Genomic DNA, 19,322 nt, shown 5'->3' with positions numbered 1-19,322 from the left:
CCTCGCGCGTCCCGCCGGCGCGGGGGCGTCCGACCGTGCTCACCGTTCGACGAGGCCCGTGAAGTCGCGTTCGTTGCGCTCGGCCCGGCGCACGTACCAGTGGGCGATGGCCCAGACGACCGGGTACACGCCGACGCCCAGGGCGGCCCAGACGAGCGCCTCGGGCGCGGGCAGCGCGAGCAGCAGCGGCAGGGAGCCGACGAGCAGGGCGAGCGCGCCGAGGGCGGTGAGCGCGGCGCGCAGCTGGCTGCGCATCAGGGAGCGGACGTAGGTGTGGCCGAGGGTGGTCTGCTCGTCGATCTCGGAGCGGGCCGGCGGGTGGACGGGGCGCCGCCCCGCGGGCCCCGGAACGGGCCCGGCGCCGTGGGCGGAGGCGTAGGTGACGGTCTCGCGCCGGGGCCTGCGCGGGGGGTGGTGCTCGGACATGGGGGTCCGCTCCCGCCTCTCTCGACGACTTCCGACGGCTCGCGCGGGCGGCGGCACCGGCCCGGCGGACGCGTGGAGTCTACGCAGCGGGCTCCGGCCGCGGTAGACGTGCGGCCGGTCAGCCGCCGGCCCGGCGCATCAGGAGGTCCCGCAGGTGGCGGGCGTGCCGGCGGCTGACGGCGAGGTCGGTCGCGCCGACCCGGACGGAGGTGGCGCCGCCGTCGAGCCGGAGTTCGTCGATCCGGGCGAGGGCCACGAGGTGGCTGCGGTGGATGCGGACGAAGCCCCGGGCCGCCCACCGCTCCTCCAGGGTGGAGAGCGGGATGCGGACGAGGTGGCTGCCGTGGTCCGTGTGCAGGCGGGCGTAGTCGCCGTGGGCCTCGACGTAGGCGATGTCGTCGACGGCGAGGAAGCGGGTGACGCCGCCGAGTTCGACGGGGATCTGCTCGGGGGCCGCCGTGGCGGGGGCGGGGGCCGCGGTGGCGTGCACCAGGTCGTGGACGCGGCGGACGGCCTCGGCGAGGCGCTCGCGGCGGACCGGCTTCAGGACGTAGTCGACGGCCTTCAGGTCGAAGGCCTGGAGCGCGAAGCCCTCGTGGGCGGTGACGAAGACGACGAGCGGCGGGCGGGCGAAGCCGGCGAGCAGCCGGGCGACGTCGAGGCCGGTGAGGCCCGGCATGTGGATGTCGAGGAAGACGACGTCGATGCCCTCGTCCCCGTCGGGGCCCGTCTCCAGGGCCCGTCCGATGCGGCGCAGGGCCGCGGTCGCGTCGCCCGCGCCCTCGGCGGTCCGCACCCGCGGGTCGGCGCGCAGCAGGTAGAGCAGCTCCCCGAGGGCGGGTTCCTCGTCGTCGACGGCCAGTACGCGCAGCATGCGGCGGAGTGTAACGGCCGGTACCGAGGGGAGCGGGTCCTGCCGGCGGAGCCGGCCCGCGCGGGCGAGGTGGACGAGCAGGTGGAGTTCGCCCGCCGGCCCCGAAGTGCCGAGGTGCCGAGGTCGAGGAACTCGCGCAGCGCTTCCGCCTCGGGGAGTTCGGGCATGGTTCCACCCCTGCCGCACGGGTGACAGGGGCACGCGTCAGGCGTCGGCCGGGCCGCCCTCCGGAGGGTCGAGCAGGTCGAGTTCGGCGCCGAGCGCGGCGGCGAGCCCGTCGAGGTCGGGGACGGCCTCGCCGTCGGCGACGAGACCGACGTGGACCCGGCCGCCGTACGGGGACATGGCGACGGCGAGGGACTGGCCGCGGGCGAGCGGGGCCATCGGGAAGAGCGCGCGCAGCGGGGCGCCGCCGAGGGAGAGCGCGGCACGGGGCAGGGGTACCTGGGTGATCAGCACGTCGAAGAGGAGCCGGGCGGCGCCGGCGGCGAGCGGGGCGCCGAAGCGGTGGGCGAGCGGGTGCAGTTGGTCGGCGAGGAGGGCGACGGCGCCCGCTCCCCTGAAGGGGCCCGCGGCCTTGTTGCGGTCCATCGCCCGCCGGACGGCGGCGAGTCGGGCGGCCGGGTCGGCTTCGGTGACGGGCAGGTCGAGGAGGTAGCCGGAGAGGCTGTTGCCGGGGCCGGGCGGGGCGCCGGGGCGGCGGCGGGAGACGGGGACGAGGGCCCGGGGGTCGACGCCGGGGAGCGGCAGGCCGCGCCCGTCGAACCAGCGGCGCAGGGCTCCGGCGGTGACGGCGAGGAGGACGTCGTTGGAGGTGCCGCCGGTGGTGCGGCGGATCCGCTGGACGCGGTCGAGGTCGAGGGTGGCGGTGGCGATCCTGCGGGTGCCGCTGGAGTCGGCGGCGAACGCCTCGGCGGGGCGGGCGGCGCGGGCGACGGAGGAGCCGACGACCGAGGCGCCGACCTCGACGGCCCGGCCGAGGTCGCCGAGGCGGTCCCGGGCGATGCCGAGGAGGCGTCCGGGGCCGGGGAGCCAGGAGCGCGGGGGCACGGGCCGCCGGGGGCGGCCGGCGGGGCGGCGGGCGGCGGCGATCTCGTCGAAGATGCCGGCGCCGATGGCGACGGCCCGCATGCCGTCGGCGAGGGCGTGGTGGAGCTTGACGAGGACGGCGAACGAGCCGTCGGGGGCGCCGGTGAGGAGGTACATCTCCCACGGCGGCAGGCCGCGCTCGACGGGGCGTTCCATGAGTTCCGCGGCGAGCCGGGCGGTCTCGGCGGGGAAGTCGGCGCCGGGCAGGGCGATCTCGCGGACGTGGCGGTGGACGTCGAAGCCGGGGTCGGCGCTCCAGGCGGCGCCGCCGACGGGGATGAGGACGTCGCGGACGCGCATCCGGAGCCGGGGGACGGCGGCGGCGCGGCGGGCGAGCAGGTCCAGGACGTCGGGCGGCTCCTGGCCGGCGGGGACGGGCGGGGGGCCGAAGTGGGCGAGGGCGCCGAGGTGCAGGGGGTGGTCGGTGGATTCCAGGTGCCAGAAGGCCAGGTCGAGCGGGGCCAGGAGTTCGGGGGCGGTCGGTTCGGGGGCGGTAGGCCGGTCGGCCGGTCGCTCGGGGGCCAGTAGCTCACTGCTGCTCACGGGTGTCCTCACGTCCTGCGCGGAGGGGCGGGAGGAAGAAGTCAATCGCGTACCGACAGTTACGGTCAAGTACGATTGCTTCACGCTCAGTTAACAAACTCAACGCTCCAAGGTGAACTCGCACCACACGCACTTGCCGCCGCCCCGCGGTTCCACGCCCCACACGTCGGAGATCCGGTCGACGAGGAGCAGTCCGCGGCCGGACACCCCCGCCTCCCCCGCCTCCCGTCGCCGGGGCAGGGCGCTGGACCGGTCCTCCACCTCCACCCGCAGCCGCCGCACCGGACCGGCCAGGATCCGCAGCGTCACGATCGCCCCGCCGTCGGTGTGCATCAGCGCGTTGGTCATCAGCTCGTCGGCGACCAGCTCGATCTCGTCCGCGCGCTCCTCCGCGCCCCAGGCCCGCACCGCCGCCCTGACCATGTGCCGGGCCGAGCTCAGCGCCTCCGGGTCGCTCTGGGCCACGTGCTGCCGGAACCGTCCGGCCGGCACCGCGTACCCGCCGTCCCGGCGCAGCAGCAGGATCGCCACGTCGTCCTCGCCGCCGCGGTCGGCGACCACGTCGCACAGGTGGTCGGCGAGCTGCTGGAGGTCGGCGGGGCCGCGCTTGACCAGGGAGCCGAGCCACTGGAAGCCCTCGTCGAGGTCGGCGCCCGGCTTCTCCACCAGACCGTCGGTGTAGAGCATCAGGGTCTGCCCCGGGTCCAGCTCCAGGGTCGTCACGGGGTAGTCGAGGCGGCCGAACTCCGCCGAGAGCCCGAGCGGCAGCCCGCCCTCGACCGGGATCCTGCGGCAGCCGCCGTCGACCTCCCGCACCAGCGGGTCGACGTGACCGGCCCTGACCACCTGGACGACCCCGGTGGCGAGGTCGACCTCGGCGTACGTGCAGGTGGCGAAGCGCTCGGTGTCCAGCTCGTGCAGGAAGACGGAGGCCCGGGCCATCACCGTGGCCGGCGGGTGCCCTTCGGCGGCGTAGGCGCGCAGCACGATCCGCAGCTGGCCCATGACGGCCGCCGCGTGGGTGTCGTGGCCCTGCACGTCGCCGATGACGGCGCCGACCCGGCCGCCGGGCAGCGGGATGATGTCGTACCAGTCGCCGCCGATGTCCCGGCCGAGCCGGGCCGAGCGGTAGCGGACGGCGGTCTGGGCGCCGGACACCTCGGGGATCCGGCGCGGCAGCATCGCCTGCTGGAGCCCCTCGGCGAGGTCGTGCTCCTGCTCGTACAGCATGGCCCGCTGGAGGCTCTGGGCGATGCTGCTGCCGAGGGCGACGAGCAGGGTCCGCTCGTCCTCGCTGAAACCGGTCTTGTCGCTGTAGAGCAGCCCGAGCGCGCCGATGGGCCTCGCCTGGGCGATGAGCGGCAGATAGGCGGCGGCGGTGATGCCGAGCCCGCTGATGTGCGGCCAGAGCACCGGGAAGGAGTCGGCGAAGTCCCGGGGCGATTCGATGAACCGGGGCCGCAGGGTGCGGATCACCTCGCTCATCGGGTACGGCTCGTCCACCCGGGTGAACCGGGTGCCCGGCACGAAGGCGCCGGCGGGTCCCTCGGCGACGAGGTGGATGCGGCCCGCCTCCAGGAGGCCCATGACGAGGCTCGCGGCACCGAAGTGCTCCAGGGCGTGCGAGTCGTTGAGCAGGTCGATGACGTCCTGCACGGTCCGGGCGTAGGCGAGGGCCGCCGTGGTCCCCTCGACGACGCCGGCCCGCTGCCTGCGCCCCTCGTCGAGGCCGAGCCGGGCGGCGGACTCGGTGAGCTCGTGGGTGGCGTCGCGCAGGACGCCGACGATCCGCACCGGCCGCCCCGAGTCGTCGCGGTGGACGAGGCCCTGGGTGTGGGTCCACTGGTGGCTGCCGTCCCGGCGACGGATCCTGAAGTACGCCCCGTACTGGTCGGCGCCCTCCTTGAGGGCCTGCGCCACCATCGTGTCGAGGCGGCGGCCCTCGTCCGGCAGCACCCGCGAGCCGAGCGACTCGGGACGGTCGTCGTACTCCGCCCGGTCCATGTCGAAGACGTCGAGCGCCGCGTCATCCATGATCATCATGCCGCTGACCAGGTCCCAGTCGAACCCGCCCATCCGGAAGGCGGAGCCGAACTCGTACAGGATCCCGGCACCGCCGACCGACTCCTCCGGCGCACGGCGAAGCCGCTCGACCGCCTCCCCGCCCCCTCTGCCCGCGTTCATGGGGCCACGCTAGGCGCAGCTCCGCCCGTGCGCACCAGGAAGATCGGTTTCACCCCTCGAAGGTCTCGGGCCGGTCCGGCACCGCCCCCGCCGGGAAGACGTCCTCCTGCGGCATCTCCCCGTCCGGCACCGGCGCGGTGGGCGGTTCGAGGGGCGGGTCGGCGTGCGGCGCGTCCTGCGGGTCGGGGTAGGGGTCCGTGCGGGGATCGGCGTACGGGTCGGGGGAGGACTCCGTGCCGGGGTCGGTGTACGGATCGGGGTACGGCTCCGAGGGCGGGACCGGCGGCTCGCTGCCGGTGCCCGTGCCGCCGGTCCCCGAGGGGTCGGGGGCCGGGGTGGACGGGACGGGGCGGGGCGGGACGGGGGCCGGGGAGGCCGGGTCGGGCGAGGTGCGGCCGTCCGGGGAGCTCGGGTCGGGGGTGGCCGGGTCGGCCAGGGCGCAGGCGTCCGGGTCGCAGGCCGGTTCGACGTCGGGCTTGCGGTCCTCGGCCCCGTCGCTGCCGGTCAGCCGCTCGATCCAGCTGCTGTCGGCGGCGTTCACGATGACGAGGCTGGTGACGACGGTCGAGGTCGGCCGCACGACGATGACGCGGTCGGGGTCGAAGCCGTCCCAGGGGTCGCCCTGGTGGACGCCCTCCTTGACCGCGACCGGGCTGCGCAGCGGGTTGCCGCAGGCACAGCGGACGCGCGGGGAGCCGTACTGGTCGACGAGGACCGCCGTGCCGGTCTGCAGAACCGACTGGAACGCGGTCGCCCGGCCCTCGCGGTACCCGTGGTTCGTGACCCGGGCGTCGGCCCGCAGGACGACCGGGGTCAGCCCGCGCAGCCAGTCCCCGACGTTCGCCTCGGGGATGCCGGCGGCCTCGGCGAACGCACGGGTCTTGCCCTGGTCCGCGGCGAGGAACGCCGCCTGCTGCTCGACGTCGCAGCTGGCCTCCGCGCGCGTGCCGCCGTACAAGCCGGGCGTGGAGCCGGCGACCTCGCGGAGCCGCCCGGACCCGTCACCCGGTCCGCGGTCCGGTGCGGTCGCGAGCCGGGTGATCCGCGCGGTGGAGGCGGTGAACGGGTCGGGCCCGCCGGCCCCGACCGGCTGGAGCACGATGTCCTGCGAGAGGGCGGCCCGCGCCTGCTCGCCGGCCTCCCCCGCGTCCTCCGCGGCGGACGAGCAGCCCGCGAGCAGCAGCGCCGAGGCGAGCGCCGCGGCCGCGGAGCGCGCGGCGGCGGGCGGGGCCGCGCGACGGGCACGGACGACCGGGGCCGCACCGGGGGCGGGGGCGGTCGAGGCCGCGCCACTGGCGGCGGTGACCCGGTTCGCGTGGTCGGTGGCGGCCGGGGCCGTCCGGTCGGCGGCGGTCGGGTTCACGCAGTTGGTGGCGGTCGGGTTCGCACGGTCGGCGGAGGGCAGGGCCGTCCGGTCGGCGGCGGTGCGCCGCGTCCGGTGCAAGGGGGTGCGCACCTGGTTCTCCCGCTTTCTCTCCCCGAGGCCTGGCGGCCCGGTTCCGGCCAGTCCTCCATGTGTGGCCCAGCGCGCGGGGCCCCGCAAGCGGGGGGCGGCCGACCGGGTCCGCCGACACCCGGTCGGCCCGCACCGCCCGTCCCGCACCGCCGCTTCCCGCCCCCCCTTCCCACCCCTTCGCGTTCCTTCCCTTCCGCCACGACTTCCCCTCCGTCCCCGCGCGACCGGCCCACCACCCCACCTCCACTTGAACACGTTCAAGAAAAGTCCTACTCTCAACTCGCCAGTTGAACGCGTTCAAGTGGGGGGTGGTGACGCATGACCGCGCTGTCGGTCCTCGTGGCACCGGTCGTGATGCTCGGGATGTTCTGGGTCGTCCCGACGGGGCTGGGACTCCTCGACGGCCCCAGGCCGCCGGGGTGGGACGCGCTCCGCAGGGCCTGGCCGCTCCTGGCGGCGCCGGGCGCGCTCGCCCTCTGGTTGCCCCGCTCCGGGATCTCCACCGCGCTCGCCGCCGTCTACGCGCTCGCCACCCTGGCGCTCGCGCTCCAGGCCCCGGCCCGCCTGTTCCTGACCCGCTCCCTGGGAGCGCGGGAGACCGCCGTCCTCACGGCCCTCGTCGCGCCGTCCGTCGCAGGGCTGGCGCTGGTCGCCGAGCGGGCCGCGTACCCGCTGTTCGGCTTCGACCTGGAGCTGCTCGCGCTGACCGTCCCGCACTTCCACTTCGCGGGCTTCGCCGCGGCTCTGGTCGCGGGCCTCGCCTGCCGCGCCTCCGACGGCCCCACGGCCCGCTTCGCGGCGCTCAGCGTCCCCGCCGGAACCCTGCTCGTGCTCGTCGGCTACTTCGTCGACGACTGGGCCGAACTCGCCGGGGCGGTCGTCCTGACGGCCGGGATGGCGGCGGTCGCCGTCCTGACCCTGCGCGAGCGCCGGGAGCTCGCGGCGGACCCGCTCACCCGTGCGCTGCTCGCCGTGTCGGCGCTGGTCCTCGTCGCGACCATGGCGCTCGCGCTGAGCTGGGCCCTCGGCGAGGCGACCGGCCTGCCGCACCCGTCCCTGACCTGGATGGCCGCCACGCACGGCCTCGGCAACGCCCTCGGCTTCGCCGTCTGCGCCCTGCTCGCCCGCCGCCGCCTCCGGGCGGCGCGCACCGCACCGCGCCACCCCGACGCCCGGGCGACGCGGCCCGCACCGCGCCGCCCCCACCCGACCTCCCACCACCACCGGCGAACGGAGATCCCGGCATGACCCGCCTCACGAGCGGCCTCTCCCGGCCCGCCCACCCGCGTCCGACCCTCACCTACCGCGAGGTCGAGGCCACCCGTACTCCGGATGCCCTGCCCGGCGGGTACCACCAGCTGCGGCACAGCGTGGTCGTCGGCAGCGGGCGCGCCGCGTTCGAGACCGCCGGCACGGCCGTGACCACCTGGCGGATGCACCGCGCCTCGGGGGCCGCCGTCCGCAGCGCGGCGGCGCGTGCCGAGCCCGGCGCCTCCCTGGAGGTGTCGCTGGGTGTCGGCCGGTTCCGGCTCGCGGCGCCCTGCTCGGTGGTCTGGACGACGTACGAGCAGAACCGCGTGGGCTTCGCGTACGGGACCCTGACCGGGCATCCGGAGTGCGGCGAGGAGTCCTTCGTCGTCTCGCTGGAGCCCGGCGGCGCAGTCCGGTTCACGGTCACCGCGTTCAGCCGGCCCGCCGTCTGGTACACCCGGCTGGCCGGGCCCCTGGTCCCGCGGCTCCAGCTGGCGTACGCGCGACGGCTCGGCCGGACCCTCCGGCGCCTCGTCAGGACGTGATCCGGGGCCGATACTGGAAGCGATGGAGTGGTTCACCGCACCCGACCAGTGGCTGAGCCGGATCGTCTTCCAGCGGGGCCTCGCCGGGCTGTACTGCGTGGCGTTCCTTTCGGCCGCCCTCCAGTTCCGGGCGCTGATCGGCGAGCGCGGCATGCTCCCGGTGCCGGAGTACGTGCGCCGGACGCACCCGCGGCACACGCCCTCCCTCTTCCACTGGCGCTACTCCGACCGGCTGTTCGCGACGGTCGCCTGGTCCGGCGCCGCCCTGGCGCTCGCGCTGGTGGCGGGCGCCGGCGACGCGGTCCCGCTGGCCGTGTCGATGCTCCTGTGGTTCGTGCTCTGGGTGCTGTACCTGTCGATCGTGAACGTGGGGCAGACCTGGTACGCGTTCGGCTGGGAGTCACTGCTCCTGGAGACCGGCTTCCTCGCCGTCTTCCTCGGCAACGACGACACGGGCCCGCCCGTCCTGGTGCTCCTCCTGCTGCGCTGGCTGCTCTTCCGGGTCGAGTTCGGCGCCGGCCTCATCAAGATCCGCGGCGACCCCTGCTGGCGGAACCTGACCTGCCTCTACCACCATCACGAGACCCAGCCGATGCCCGGCCCGCTGAGCTGGTTCTTCCACCACCTCCCGCGCCCGCTGCACCGGGTGGAGGCCGGCGCCAACCACGTCGTCCAGCTGCTCGTGCCGTTCCTGCTGTTCACCCCGCAGCCGATCGCCACCGTCGCGGCCGGGCTGATGGTGGCGACCCAGCTGTGGCTGGTGCTCTCCGGCAACTTCGCCTGGCTCAACTGGATCACCATCGTGCTGGCCCTGTCCGTCGTGGACGCGTCACCGCTCACGGGCTCCCACCCCCAGCCCGATCCGCCGCTCTGGTACGTGGTGCTCGTCGCCCTGCTGACCGCCTTCGTCCTGGTACGCAGCTACCGCCCGGTGCGGAACCTGCTCTCCCGGCACCAGGCGATGAACCGCTCGTACGACCCGTACCACCTGGTCAACACCTACGGCGCGTTCGGCACCGTCGGCCGGATCAGGGACGAGATCGTCGTCGAGGGCACCGACGACCCGGCTCCGCACCCCGGCACGGTCTGGCGGGAGTACGGCTTCAAGGGCAAGCCGGGCGACCTTCGCCGGCTCCCCCGCCAGTTCGCCCCGTACCACCTGCGGCTCGACTGGCTGATGTGGTTCGCGGCGCTCTCCCCGGGGTACGCGCGCGAGTGGTTCGGCCCCTTCGTCGAGCGTCTGCTCGACGGCGACCGGGACACCCTGCGGCTGCTCGCGCACAACCCCTTCCCGGACGCGCCGCCGACGCACGTCCGCGCCCGGCTCTACCGCTACCGGTACACGACCTGGCGCGAGCTGCGCACGACCGGGGCCTGGTGGCACCGGACCCTGGTGCGGGAGTACCTGCCGCCGACCCGGCTGCGGGAGTGGGCGGGCGGGCGGTGAGCCCCCGGCGCGCGCCTGTGCCCCCGGCCGTCGGAACGCGCGTTCCGGCGATCGGGGGCACAGGGGTGGATCAGGGTCGTGTCAGGGCACCGGCTCAGTCGATGCCGGGCAGGATGTGGGGCTCGGCGAGGTCGTCCTCGTAGCCCGCGAGCCGGATGGGGGCCGAGCGGGCCCACACTTCGAGGCTTCCCAGCTCGCCCTTGCGGCGGGGCCGGTCGATGGGTTCGGCCGGTCGCGGATCCTGCTTCGTCAGTTCGGGTGTCACCGCGCACTCCTCTGTGTCGCGTACCTGTGGGACAAGTGCCGGTCGGTCGCGGTGGCGCCGTTCGTCGGGCGGGACCGCGGCCTTGGTGGCAGGCCAGTCCCAGGGCCGGCTGTGAGGAAGGTGTGTCTCCTCGGTGGCCGACCGTGGACATCAGATTAACCAAATGAGCGGATCCGCGCTCTACCGGGCTCCAAAGTGTGACGCGTTCGGGTGACACACGTCGAATGAGCGCCCTACCAGTCGGTAGAACGCTCATTCCAGACGTCTGCGGGCCCTGCGGCCGGATTACCAGTTGGCGGGGGCGTAGTCCTTCAGGAAGCAGCCGTACAGGTCCTCGCCGGCCTCGCCGCGCACGACCGGGTCGTACACCCGGGCCGCGCCGTCGACCAGGTCGAGCGGGGCGTGGAAGCCGGCCTCGGCCAGGCGCAGCTTGTCGAAGTGCGGACGCTCGTCGGTGATCCAGCCGGTGTCGACGGAGGTCATGAGGATGCCGTCCGTCTTGAACATCTCCTCGCCGCTGGTCCGCGTCACCATGTTCATCGCGGCCTTGGCGGCATTGGTGTTCGGGTGGCCGGCGCCCTTGTAGCCGCGGCTGAAGACGCCCTCCATCGCGGAGACGTTCACGACGTAGGAGCGACCGCTCGCGGCCTTCCTGGCCGCCTCGGCCATCACCGGACGCAGCTTGCTGATCAGGATGAACGGCGCCGTGTAGTTGCACAGCTGGGTCTCGAGCAGCTCCACCGGGGAGATCTGCTCGATGCTCTGCACCCACGTGTTGGACTCGACGACGTCCGGCACCAGGCCGCCCGCGTCGATGGCGGTGCCGTCGAGGTGCCGGGCGAGGGAGGCGTTGCCCGCGACCAGCGCGAGGTCGGCGACCTGCTGGGCCTCCAGGCCGCTCACGCCGACGGGCAGCGACGAGCCGCTCACGAGCTCGCCGACCGCGCCGGAGTTGAAGGCGCCGATGACGTGGTGGGCGGGCAGCTCACCGGTGGGCAGCGGGGCGTTCTCGCCGTCGACCAGGGCGGCGTACGCGGACGGCAGCCGGCGCACGGTCTGCGTCGCGTTGTTGATGAGGATGTCGAGCGGTCCGGCCTCGGTCATCTGGTCGGCGAGGGCCACGACCTGCGCCGGGTCGCGCAGGTCGATGCCGACGACCTCCAGCCGGTGCATCCAGTCCGCGGAGTCCTCCATCGCCTTGAAGCGGCGGATGGCGTCCTTGGGGAAGCGGGTGGTGACGGTGGTGTGGGCGCCGTCGCGCAGCAGCCTCAGCGCGATGTACATGCCGATCTTCGCCCGGCCGCCGGTGAGCAGCGCGCGCTTGCCGGTGAGGTCCGCGCGGGCGTCCCGCTTGGCCCGGTTCTCGGCGGCGCACTTCTGGCACAGCTGGTGGTAGAAGTAGTCGACCTCGACGAACCGCGTCTTGCAGACGTAGCAGGAGCGGGGGCGCTGGAGTATGCCGGCGATCCGGCCTTCCTCGGTGATCGAGGAGGGCAGGATGCCCTCGGTCTCGTCGTCGATGCGCTGCGCGGAGCCGGTGGCGGTGGCCTCGGTGACCGCCTTGTCGTTGGCGGTCTTGGACGCCCGGCGCTCCTGGCGGCGGCGCTGCTTCACGGTCCGGTAGATGCCGGCGGTGGCGCGCCGGACGCGGATCGCGTCCGGGTGGTCGACGTCCAGCGTGTCGAGCTCGTCGAGGACGCTCAGGCAGACGGCCAGGCGCTCGGGGTCGACGCCCGGCCCGTAGTCCTGGGTTTCTTCGGTCACCGTCATGGCCTTCGGGTTCCTCGTTCGCTCGTACGTCGTCGTTCACGGGGCTTTCGAATAAGCAACTTTACGGAGCGGGGGGCCGCCCCTCCAAACCCGTACGGGGAGCGTGGTCGAAGACACAGTCGCCGCACAGGCCGCCCCCGGTGCAGCGGTAGTACAGGCAGCAGCTGGCCCTGCGCAGTCGCGGCCCGCGGACCGTGCCGGCGAGGTCGGGATGGGCGAGGAGGCCCGAGACGAGCGCCGCGGCCCGCTCCGCCGCCTCCGGCCGCCGGTGGGCGGCCGCCCACCGGGTCAGCTCCCGCAGCGCGCCGGCGAGCGCCGAGCCCGCGTTGCCCCACAGCAGCCGGGGCGAGATGCCGCCGTCGCGCCGCAGCGCCGCGTGCAGCGGGACCAGGTGGGCCTCCACGACCACGGCGGCGAGGTCGTCCACGGTGGCGGGACGGGTCGCGGAGCCGGACCACCACAGGTCGTCGGGCGAAGCGAGGGCCCCGTCCCAGTGCAGCTCGCCGGGGGCCAGGTCGGGGAAGCGCCCGGACAGCGCGGCCGGCCCGAGGGCGGTCGACCAGAGGCGGGCGGCGAGTCCGAGGTGGGCGATCGACGCCGCGACGCGCCGCTCCGGGCCGCCGAGCCGGGCGGCGACCCGGTCCACGCGCGCGGTGAGGGGCCCGTCCTCCCCCGCGTACAGGCGCGCGAGCGGGCGGTGCGCCCCGTCGCTCTCCGGCGGGCTGGTCCGCAGGGCGAAGAAGCCGCCCACCGCTCCGCTCTCCGCGAGATCCACGCGTCTGCCCCCGGTCCGTCGCCGTGCGTTCCGCCCGGGCCCTGCCGCGGACGGAGCCCCTGCCCGGGGCTCGCCGCCCACCGTAGCCGGGGAACTTTCGAGCATGTGTTTTCATGTCGCACACATGATCGGCAAGAAGACCGGAAAAGCGGCTTTCCACCCGGTCCGACCTGCGAAGGCGTACATCCCGAGTCGTACGCGGGACGCGCGTACTGCGCCGGCGGTACGTGCGAAGACGTCCCCTGGTACGACGACGCGATCGGCCGGGAAGAGAGATCGTGGAAGGTATGAGTCCTCTCATGCTGTCCGTCCTCCTGGCCCTGGTCTCGGCGGTCGCCTACGCGTCCGCGGCGATCGTGCAGGAGCGGGTCGCGGCCTCCGCCACGGGCCGGGGCTACGCACCGCTGCGGAGTCCCGCCTGGTGGGGCTCCGTCCTGCTCAACGGCATCGGCGCGGCACTGCACGTCGCCGCCCTCGCCTACGGGCCGCTCAGCCTGGTCCAGCCGCTCGGCGCGCTCACGATCGTGTTCGCGCTGCCCCTGGCGGCCCTCTTCGTCGGCCGCCCGGCCGGACGGCGGGCCTGGCGCGGGGCCGTCATGGCCACCGCGGGCCTCGCCGGACTGCTGAGCCTGACCAGCGGCGCCGAGGCGCAGTCCCTGGCCGACGACGAGCGCTGGCTGCTCGCGGCCGCGACGTTCGGCGCGGTCGCGGTCCTCTTCACGGTGGCCCGCCTGGTGGGCCGGTCGGTGCTGCGCAGCATCGCCCTGGCCACCGCGGCCGGCGTCTCCTTCGGCATCGCCTCGGTCTTCACCAAGGCGGTCGCCGAGGAGTGGACGTCCGGTTCGCCGCTCGCCGAGTGGACGGCCCTCCTCGTCCTCTCGGCCCTCGCCGTGACCGGGCTGCTCCTCTCCCAGGCCTCGTACCGGGGCGCCGGACTCGCCGCCCCGCTGGCCACCGTCACCGTGGTCAATCCGGTGGTCGCCGCGGCCGTGGGCCTCACCCTGTTCGGCGAGAGCTTCCGCTACGGCACGGCCGGCACCGTCGCCGCCCTGAGCTGCGGCGCGGTGGCCGCGGGCGGGCTCGTCCTGCTCATGCTGGACCGGATGACAGCGGCCCCGGACGCGCCGCCAGGGCCGTCCCCGGCGCCCCGTCCGTCGTCCGGGACCCCGGTCCGGGGCACGGGCGTCCGGGGTCAGGTGCCCGGCCGGGAGCGGGTCGCCCGGGAGTCGTCAGAGGGTGACGCCCCGGGCCCTGAGGTAGGCCAGCGGGTCGATGTCGGACCCGTACCCGGGACCCGTCCGCACCTCGAAGTGGAGATGCGGTCCCGTGCTGTTGCCGGTCGATCCTGAGCGTGCGATGCGCTGACCGGCGCTCACCCGTTGGCCTTCGCGGACACTGAGCGCGGACAGGTGCGCGTACTGGCTGTAGCGGCCGTCGTCGTGCCTCAGGACGATCTGGTAGCCGTACGAACCCGCCCACCCGGCGGACACGATCCGCCCGCCCGCCACGGCCTTCACCGAGGTCCCGGTGGGCACGGGGAAGTCCACGCCGGTGTGGTAGCCGCTGGACCAGGAGCTGCCGGGCTTGCCGTACCGGGTGCCGATGCCCGCGGACACGGGGGCCGAGTAGCGGTCCGTCTCGGGCTCGGCGGCCGGCCGGGGCCTGGGGGTCTGCTTCGGGGCGGGCTTCTTCGCCGCCGGTTTGGCCGCCGCCGGCTTCGAGACCGGCTTGACCGCGGGTTTCGGCACCGGCTTGTGCACCGGCTTCGGGGCGGGCTTCGTCGAGGCGGACGGCGCGGGGCGGGGTGCCGCGGGCCGCGTGACGGGAGGCTTGGCCGGCCTGGTCCCGGGGCGTGCCGCCCCGGCCGGCTGGGCGGTCCCGGCCGGTGGCGTGGCCGTGGCGGGTTGCGTGGTCGTGGTGGGCCGGGTGGCCTTGCCGGGTGTCTTCGCCGGGGCCGCGGTCCTCGCCGGAGCGGCGGCCTTCGCCGTCGGGGCCGTCTTCGCCCCGTCCGCCTTCCGGGGCGCGGCGATGCGGAGGGTGAGGCGCTGGCCCGGGTGGATGAGGTCGGGGTCGTCGCCGACGACCGACCTGTTCGCCTCGTAGAGGCCCTTCCAGCCGCCCTGGACGTGTTCGTCGCGGGCGATGGCCGACAGCGAGTCACCGGGGGTCACGGTGTACATCTCGCGGACGGTCGGCACGGCGGTGGGGCCGACGTTCCTCGCGGGCCGCTCGGGTAACGCGCGCTGCCCGGGCAGCGAGGCGGTCCGGGGCGCGTTCCCGCCGCGGGACGACTTCACCTCCGCCCCCCGCTCGGGCGTGATGCCGGGCGCCTGCCCGCCGCGCGTCAGACCCGCGTCCGGACCGCAGGACGGCCAGGCACCGGGCCCCTGGCCCTTGAGCACGCGTTCGGCGACGGCGATCTGCTGGTCCTTGGAGGCGAGGTCGGCCCGCGGCGCGTAGTGCGTGCCGCCGTACCGCTCCCAAGTGGACTGGCTGAACTGGAGGCCGCCGAAGTAGCCGTTCCCCGTGTTGATGCGCCAGTTGGAGGAGGACTCGCAGGACGCGACCTTCTCCCACACGTCGAGCGACGCCGCCTGCACCGCGCCCGCCCCGATGAGCGGCAGCGCCATCCCGGCGCTTCCCGCGGTCACGGTGAACGAAGCGCGGTTGATCCGGCTCGGCTGGTGGCGGCGATGACGTCCGCGTACGGCCATGGGCCCCCCCTTGAACACAGCAACAGCCGTCCAAGTTAGGGGTGGCGCACACTCCGTGACAAGGCCCTCGCCCCACCTCAAGCCCCCGGCGTCAGCCCTCTGTTGACGCCACCCCCTGCCCGGCCGGCCCCGGCTGCGGCTGAGGCTCCGGCTCCGGTACGGGCCCACCGGGCTGCGGCGGGGGCGCCGGCACGGGCTCCGGCGGCACCGGCACCGGGTTCGGCGGCGGCACCGGCGGAGGCCCCGGCGGCGGGACCGGCGAAGGCGGCAGCGGATCGGGGTACGGCGGTTGCGTCATCACGGACCTCTCCCTCTACGGGTCCCCCTTCCAGAGTGGCCCGCCACACGCAGCGGCGCCCTCCGGACCCCGCCGCACGGGTGCCGCGCGCCGGGCGAGGCCGGTTCGGGTCCAGCGCTTCGGGGCCGCCCGTTCGGGAGCCGCGCCTCGGGCCGTCCGTTCGGGAGCCGCGCCTCGGGCCGTCCGTTCGGGTACCGCGTACCCGGCAGGTCAGGCCCGAAGGACCGCCCGGCTCACCACCGACCCGGAGCGGCCTTGAGGACCGCCCGGCTCACCACCGACCCGGAGCGGCCTTGAGGCCCGTCCGGCTCACCACAGCCCCGGAGTGGCCTTGAGCTGGAGCTTCGCCGCGCGGGCCACCTCCGACGCGGGCACGGGTGCCTCGTCGGGATGCCGCTCGGCCCACTTGGCGGCGTACGGGCACAGGGGCACGACGGGCACGCCCTCCGCGGCGGCGATCCCGTAGAACTCGCGCACCAGCGCCCCGGCGATCCCCTGCCCCTCGTGCCCGTCCTCGACGACGGTGTGGACGGCGACCAGGGCGTGGGGCTCGGCGTCGAGCACGAAGTAGACGATGACGCCCACGAAGGTCTCGCCCTCGAACGCCTCGAGACGCCCGTTCGCCCGATCGTCACGCATCCTCAGCCCTGCTGCCATGCGGCGCTCTCCCTCGGCTCAGACCTGCACGGGTACGGCGGCCGGCACCGCCCCCGCGCCGGGCACGGCGTGCGGGGCGCGCACCGTGTCGCTCCCGGGAACCGGCGCGGACGCGTCGGCCCCCAGCTCCACGATGCGGTTGTCCGCGTCGACGTGCACGACGGTCGGCACGAACGTCCGCGCCTCCGCGTCGTCCACCTGCGCGTAGCTGATCAGGATCACCAGGTCCCCCGGGTGCACCAGATGCGCGGCCGCCCCGTTGATCCCGATGACACCGGACCCGCGCTCGCCCTCGATGACGTACGTCTCCAGGCGCGCCCCGTTGTCGATGTCGACGATGTGCACCAACTCACCCGGCAGCAGGTCGGCCGCCTCCATCAGATCCCCGTCGACGGTGACCGACCCCACGTAGTGCAGGTCCGCCTGGGTCACGGTCGCCCGGTGGATCTTGGACTTGAACAGAGTACGCAGCACTTTGGACTCCTCTGAGACGGCTCCCTGCCTGCTTCGTGCAGGTCAAGGGCGGCCTCGACTGTACACCGGCACGCGCCGGACGATGTTTGTGAGGAACATCGCTCCGGTCGGGCGGGGCAGCTTCCCGCCTGGGCTTTCGCGCCGTCACCGACGCCAGTTCAGGCAATTCTCCGGCACGCCCGGTTACTCATGCTGACCTAATGCCGACTTGCCTGATGTGCCGTCAACCATGCCGTGAACCACTCCACACCCCGGCCCCGCTCTGCCGCTTCGGCTGCGGTACGCCCGCAAACCTTCCAGGACCCGAAGGGCTGCTGGAACGCTGCTCGTGCCGCAGGAAGCATGGGGCGTGATCCATCGGCCACCGCGAACCGTCCCTCGCTGCGCCACCTGGTACCAGAGCCCCCTGCCCGATTCGGGTGACGGGTGTCCCCGCGCGAGCGGAGGTGCCGCATCAGTCGTGATGTCCACGGCCGATGCGCCGGAGTACAGGAGACCCCGCTCAAGGATCGCGACGCACTCCACGTCGTGTGTCACAAGAATCAGGTCTATGCAAGAAGGTCAACGAGAACCGCAGGTCGGCACCACACCTCACCCACATGGGGCGCGAGATCAATGAGCGTGACAAGCGGTACGGGTCCTACGCGCGCGCTCTTGACACGGCGGGGTCGGCTGCCGGGCAGCGGGCGCTGGTCGGGATCGTTGTAGGCGCCGAGGGGGTGGATCAGGGCGTTGTGTTCGAGCTGCTCGGTGATGTGGGCGGTCCAGCCGGTGACGCGGCTCATGACGAAGAGAGGGGTGAACGTCGGGATGTCGAAGCCCATGAGGTGATAGGCGAGACCTGCCGGGTTGTCGAGGTTCGGGTGGATGCCCTTGCGGCTGATCATGGAGTGCCGGAGAGCGGCGTGGAGGGTGGTCAGGCGTGTGACGTCCGGGTCGGCGGCGCGGGCGACGAGGCGGTCGGTGGCCTCCTGCGTGATCGGTACGCGGGAGTCCCCGTGCTTGTAGACACGGTGTCCGAAGCCCACGATCTTGCGCTTGAAGACGAGCGCCTCGTCCAGCCACTCCTCCGCCCGGTCCGGGTCGCCGATCTCGTTGAGCATGCGTATCACCGCCTCGTTGGCGCCGCCGTGGAGGGGTCCTTGAGTGCTGCGATCGCCGCGGTGACGGCGCTGTAGAGGTCGGAGAGAGTGGACGTGACGACGCGGGCGGTGAACGTCGAGGCGTTGAAGCTGTGTTCGGTGTACAGGATCAGGAAGACCTCGAAGCAGCGGACGGCTTCGGGGGCCGGGACGGTGCCGAAGCACATCTGGAAGATGTTCTCGGCGTAGCCGAGCGCGGGGTCGGGCTGGACGGGATCGAGCCCCCGCCAGCGAGGGTGGTCCGCCGCCACGACTACGGGATGTTTCGCCAGCAGGGATGGCTTCTCGCTTGTAGCCCTCCACATCCTTCTTACGGATCCGTGACGCCCGACCTGTCGGACGCCTCTCCGAGACCGAGGCGACGTAGCTTCGGGGCATGCGCGTACTTGTGACTGGAGGAGCGGGCTTCATCGGCTCGCACATCGTCGCCGAGCTGATCGGACGCGGGCACGACCCGGTGGTCTTCGACATGGCGGAGGACGGACGGGACGTACGGGATCCGGCCGCCGTGCGGAGAGCCCTGGCAGGGGTCGACGCGGTCTGTCACCAGGCGGCCAAGGTCGGTCTCGGCAAGGGATTCGAGGACGCACCCGGATACGTGTCGGTCAACGACCTCGGCACGGCGGTGCTGCTGGCTCAGATGGCGGAGGCGGGCGTGCGGGGGCTGCTGCTCGCCGGGTCGATGGTCGTCTACGGCGAGGGGCGGTACGAGTGTGCCGCGCACGGCGTGATCCGGCCCGGTCCGCGGGCCGAGGCCGACCTGAGGGCCGGCCGCTTCGAGCCGCGCTGCCCGGACTGCGGTGCCGACCTGACACCCGGCCTGGTCGCCGAGGACGCGCCGATGGACCCGCGGAACGTCTACGCCACCACCAAGCTCGCTCAGGAGCACCTCGCGTCCTCGTGGGCCCGGGCGATCGACGGCCGCGTGATGTCGCTGCGCTACCACAACGTCTACGGGCCGGGAATGCCCCGCGACACCCCGTACGCGGGTGTGGCCGCCCTGTTCCGTTCCGCGCTCGCGCGCGGCGAGTCGCCGCGCGTCTTCGAGGACGGCGGACAGCGGCGGGACTTCGTCCACGTCCGGGACGTGGCCTCGGCCAACGCGGTGGCGCTGGAGGCCCTGGCGGACGGGCCGGGCTTCACCGCGTACAACGTCGGCAGCGGCGGTCCGAGGACCGTCGGCGACATGGCCCGGGCGCTGGCCTCCGCGTGCGGCGGCCCGGCCCCGGTCGTCACCGGTGAGTACCGGCTGGGCGACGTGCGGCACATCACCGCCGACTCCGCGCGGCTGCGCCGCGAGCTGGGCTGGTGCCCGACGGTGCCGTTCGCCGAGGGGATGGCCGAGCTCACGGGCGGCGCGGAAGGCCAGGCCCTGCGGGAGGCCGGACTCGCCCGGCACCCGTAGGGCAGCA

At 74.3% G+C, this 19,322-nt stretch carries 16 protein-coding genes and 1 pseudogene; 5 read left to right on the top strand and 12 right to left on the bottom strand.

Annotated features, from left to right (window positions below; all coding sequences use genetic code 11):
* Positions 1-39 precede the first annotated feature (39 nt).
* The 5 genes from ACIQFX_RS29455 to ACIQFX_RS29435 form a co-directional block, all read right to left on the bottom strand.
* Complete coding sequence (locus ACIQFX_RS29455; RefSeq protein WP_402469464.1) at positions 40-426, bottom strand: hypothetical protein; 387 nt, start codon at positions 424-426, stop codon at positions 40-42.
* Positions 427-544: 118 nt separating this feature from the next.
* Positions 545-1,300, bottom strand: a complete 756-nt coding sequence (locus tag ACIQFX_RS29450) for a LytR/AlgR family response regulator transcription factor (RefSeq protein ID WP_402469461.1) — start codon at positions 1,298-1,300, stop codon at positions 545-547.
* A gap of 204 nt (positions 1,301-1,504) precedes the next feature.
* Positions 1,505-2,914, bottom strand: a complete 1,410-nt coding sequence (locus ACIQFX_RS29445; RefSeq protein WP_402469966.1) for a wax ester/triacylglycerol synthase family O-acyltransferase — start codon at positions 2,912-2,914, stop codon at positions 1,505-1,507.
* Positions 2,915-3,031: 117 nt separating this feature from the next.
* Complete coding sequence (locus tag ACIQFX_RS29440) at positions 3,032-5,008, bottom strand: SpoIIE family protein phosphatase (RefSeq protein WP_402469964.1); 1,977 nt, start codon at positions 5,006-5,008, stop codon at positions 3,032-3,034.
* Positions 5,009-5,165: 157 nt separating this feature from the next.
* A complete protein-coding gene (locus tag ACIQFX_RS29435; protein ID WP_402469458.1) occupies positions 5,166-6,572 on the bottom strand; it encodes a DUF6777 domain-containing protein in 1,407 nt (468 codons plus the stop codon).
* Positions 6,573-6,899: 327 nt separating this feature from the next.
* On the opposite strand from ACIQFX_RS29435, the gene ACIQFX_RS29430 reads away from it, so the two are divergent.
* The 3 genes from ACIQFX_RS29430 to ACIQFX_RS29420 are packed head-to-tail and all read left to right on the top strand — an operon-like array spanning position 6,900 to position 9,815.
* Positions 6,900-7,820, top strand: a complete 921-nt coding sequence (locus tag ACIQFX_RS29430) for a YndJ family protein (RefSeq protein WP_402469961.1) — start codon at positions 6,900-6,902, stop codon at positions 7,818-7,820.
* Positions 7,817-8,368 carry a DUF1990 family protein gene (locus ACIQFX_RS29425; protein WP_402469456.1) on the top strand — a complete coding sequence of 184 codons (552 nt, stop codon included), beginning with the start codon at positions 7,817-7,819 and terminating at the stop codon, positions 8,366-8,368. Before ACIQFX_RS29430 ends, ACIQFX_RS29425 begins: the two co-directional genes overlap by 4 nt.
* Positions 8,369-8,390: 22 nt before the next feature.
* The gene (locus tag ACIQFX_RS29420) at positions 8,391-9,815 is read left to right on the top strand and encodes a lipase maturation factor family protein (protein WP_402469453.1); all 1,425 of its coding nucleotides are present in this window, start codon (positions 8,391-8,393) and stop codon (positions 9,813-9,815) included.
* A gap of 94 nt (positions 9,816-9,909) precedes the next feature.
* Here the strand turns inward: ACIQFX_RS29420 and ACIQFX_RS29415 are convergent, their stop codons facing one another.
* The 3 genes from ACIQFX_RS29415 to ACIQFX_RS29405 form a co-directional block, all read right to left on the bottom strand.
* A complete protein-coding gene (locus tag ACIQFX_RS29415; RefSeq protein ID WP_384891649.1) occupies positions 9,910-10,080 on the bottom strand; it encodes a hypothetical protein in 171 nt (56 codons plus the stop codon).
* A 285-nt stretch (positions 10,081-10,365) separates the two neighbouring features.
* Positions 10,366-11,850, bottom strand: coding sequence for an SDR family NAD(P)-dependent oxidoreductase (locus ACIQFX_RS29410; RefSeq protein ID WP_402469450.1), 1,485 nt, complete (start codon positions 11,848-11,850; stop codon positions 10,366-10,368).
* Between the two features lie 61 nt (positions 11,851-11,911).
* Positions 11,912-12,625: an IucA/IucC family C-terminal-domain containing protein gene (locus ACIQFX_RS29405; RefSeq protein ID WP_402469447.1), complete on the bottom strand. Its 714-nt coding sequence runs from the start codon at positions 12,623-12,625 to the stop codon at positions 11,912-11,914.
* A gap of 287 nt (positions 12,626-12,912) precedes the next feature.
* Here ACIQFX_RS29405 and ACIQFX_RS29400 point away from each other — a divergent pair, with 287 nt between their 5' ends.
* Positions 12,913-13,974 (top strand): DMT family transporter, encoded by a 1,062-nt coding sequence (locus ACIQFX_RS29400; protein ID WP_402469444.1) that lies wholly within the window; start codon positions 12,913-12,915, stop codon positions 13,972-13,974.
* Here the strand turns inward: ACIQFX_RS29400 and ACIQFX_RS29395 are convergent.
* The 4 genes and pseudogenes from ACIQFX_RS29395 to ACIQFX_RS29380 all read right to left on the bottom strand — a co-directional run.
* Positions 13,855-15,339, bottom strand: a complete 1,485-nt coding sequence (locus tag ACIQFX_RS29395; RefSeq protein WP_402469441.1) for a transglycosylase family protein — start codon at positions 15,337-15,339, stop codon at positions 13,855-13,857. The genes ACIQFX_RS29400 and ACIQFX_RS29395 overlap by 120 nt on opposite strands.
* Before the next feature lie 607 nt (positions 15,340-15,946).
* Positions 15,947-16,294, bottom strand: a complete 348-nt coding sequence (locus ACIQFX_RS29390; RefSeq protein ID WP_402469439.1) for a GNAT family N-acetyltransferase — start codon at positions 16,292-16,294, stop codon at positions 15,947-15,949.
* An 18-nt stretch (positions 16,295-16,312) separates the two neighbouring features.
* Complete coding sequence (gene panD / locus ACIQFX_RS29385; RefSeq protein ID WP_402469437.1) at positions 16,313-16,768, bottom strand: aspartate 1-decarboxylase; 456 nt, start codon at positions 16,766-16,768, stop codon at positions 16,313-16,315.
* A gap of 671 nt (positions 16,769-17,439) precedes the next feature.
* Positions 17,440-18,188 (bottom strand): annotated as a pseudogene (locus ACIQFX_RS29380) (citrate/2-methylcitrate synthase); the annotation flags it as partial.
* A 98-nt stretch (positions 18,189-18,286) separates the two neighbouring features.
* Between ACIQFX_RS29380 and ACIQFX_RS29375 the strand changes: the two are divergent.
* The gene (locus ACIQFX_RS29375; protein WP_402469435.1) at positions 18,287-19,315 is read left to right on the top strand and encodes an NAD-dependent epimerase/dehydratase family protein; all 1,029 of its coding nucleotides are present in this window, start codon (positions 18,287-18,289) and stop codon (positions 19,313-19,315) included.
* Positions 19,316-19,322: the final 7 nt, after the last annotated feature.

Origin of the sequence: Streptomyces sp. NPDC093089 (assembly GCF_044754405.1) — a bacterium.
Lineage (GTDB): Bacteria > Actinomycetota > Actinomycetes > Streptomycetales > Streptomycetaceae > Streptomyces.
Note: the sequence above shows the minus strand (reverse complement) of the source record. Positions and strands in the feature narration are given on the sequence as shown.

Coding starts and splice junctions, on each gene's coding strand:
- ACIQFX_RS29455 (WP_402469464.1), bottom strand. CDS start 426: ATGTCCGAGCACCACCCCCCGCGCAGGCCCCGGCGCGAGACCGTCACC.
- ACIQFX_RS29450 (WP_402469461.1), bottom strand. CDS start 1,300: ATGCTGCGCGTACTGGCCGTCGACGACGAGGAACCCGCCCTCGGGGAG.
- ACIQFX_RS29440 (WP_402469964.1), bottom strand. CDS start 5,008: ATGGGCGGGTTCGACTGGGACCTGGTCAGCGGCATGATGATCATGGAT.
- ACIQFX_RS29425 (WP_402469456.1), top strand. CDS start 7,817: ATGACCCGCCTCACGAGCGGCCTCTCCCGGCCCGCCCACCCGCGTCCG.
- ACIQFX_RS29420 (WP_402469453.1), top strand. CDS start 8,391: ATGGAGTGGTTCACCGCACCCGACCAGTGGCTGAGCCGGATCGTCTTC.
- ACIQFX_RS29410 (WP_402469450.1), bottom strand. CDS start 11,850: ATGACGGTGACCGAAGAAACCCAGGACTACGGGCCGGGCGTCGACCCC.
- ACIQFX_RS29400 (WP_402469444.1), top strand. CDS start 12,913: ATGAGTCCTCTCATGCTGTCCGTCCTCCTGGCCCTGGTCTCGGCGGTC.
- ACIQFX_RS29395 (WP_402469441.1), bottom strand. CDS start 15,339: ATGGCCGTACGCGGACGTCATCGCCGCCACCAGCCGAGCCGGATCAAC.
- ACIQFX_RS29390 (WP_402469439.1), bottom strand. CDS start 16,294: ATGGCAGCAGGGCTGAGGATGCGTGACGATCGGGCGAACGGGCGTCTC.
- ACIQFX_RS29375 (WP_402469435.1), top strand. CDS start 18,287: ATGCGCGTACTTGTGACTGGAGGAGCGGGCTTCATCGGCTCGCACATC.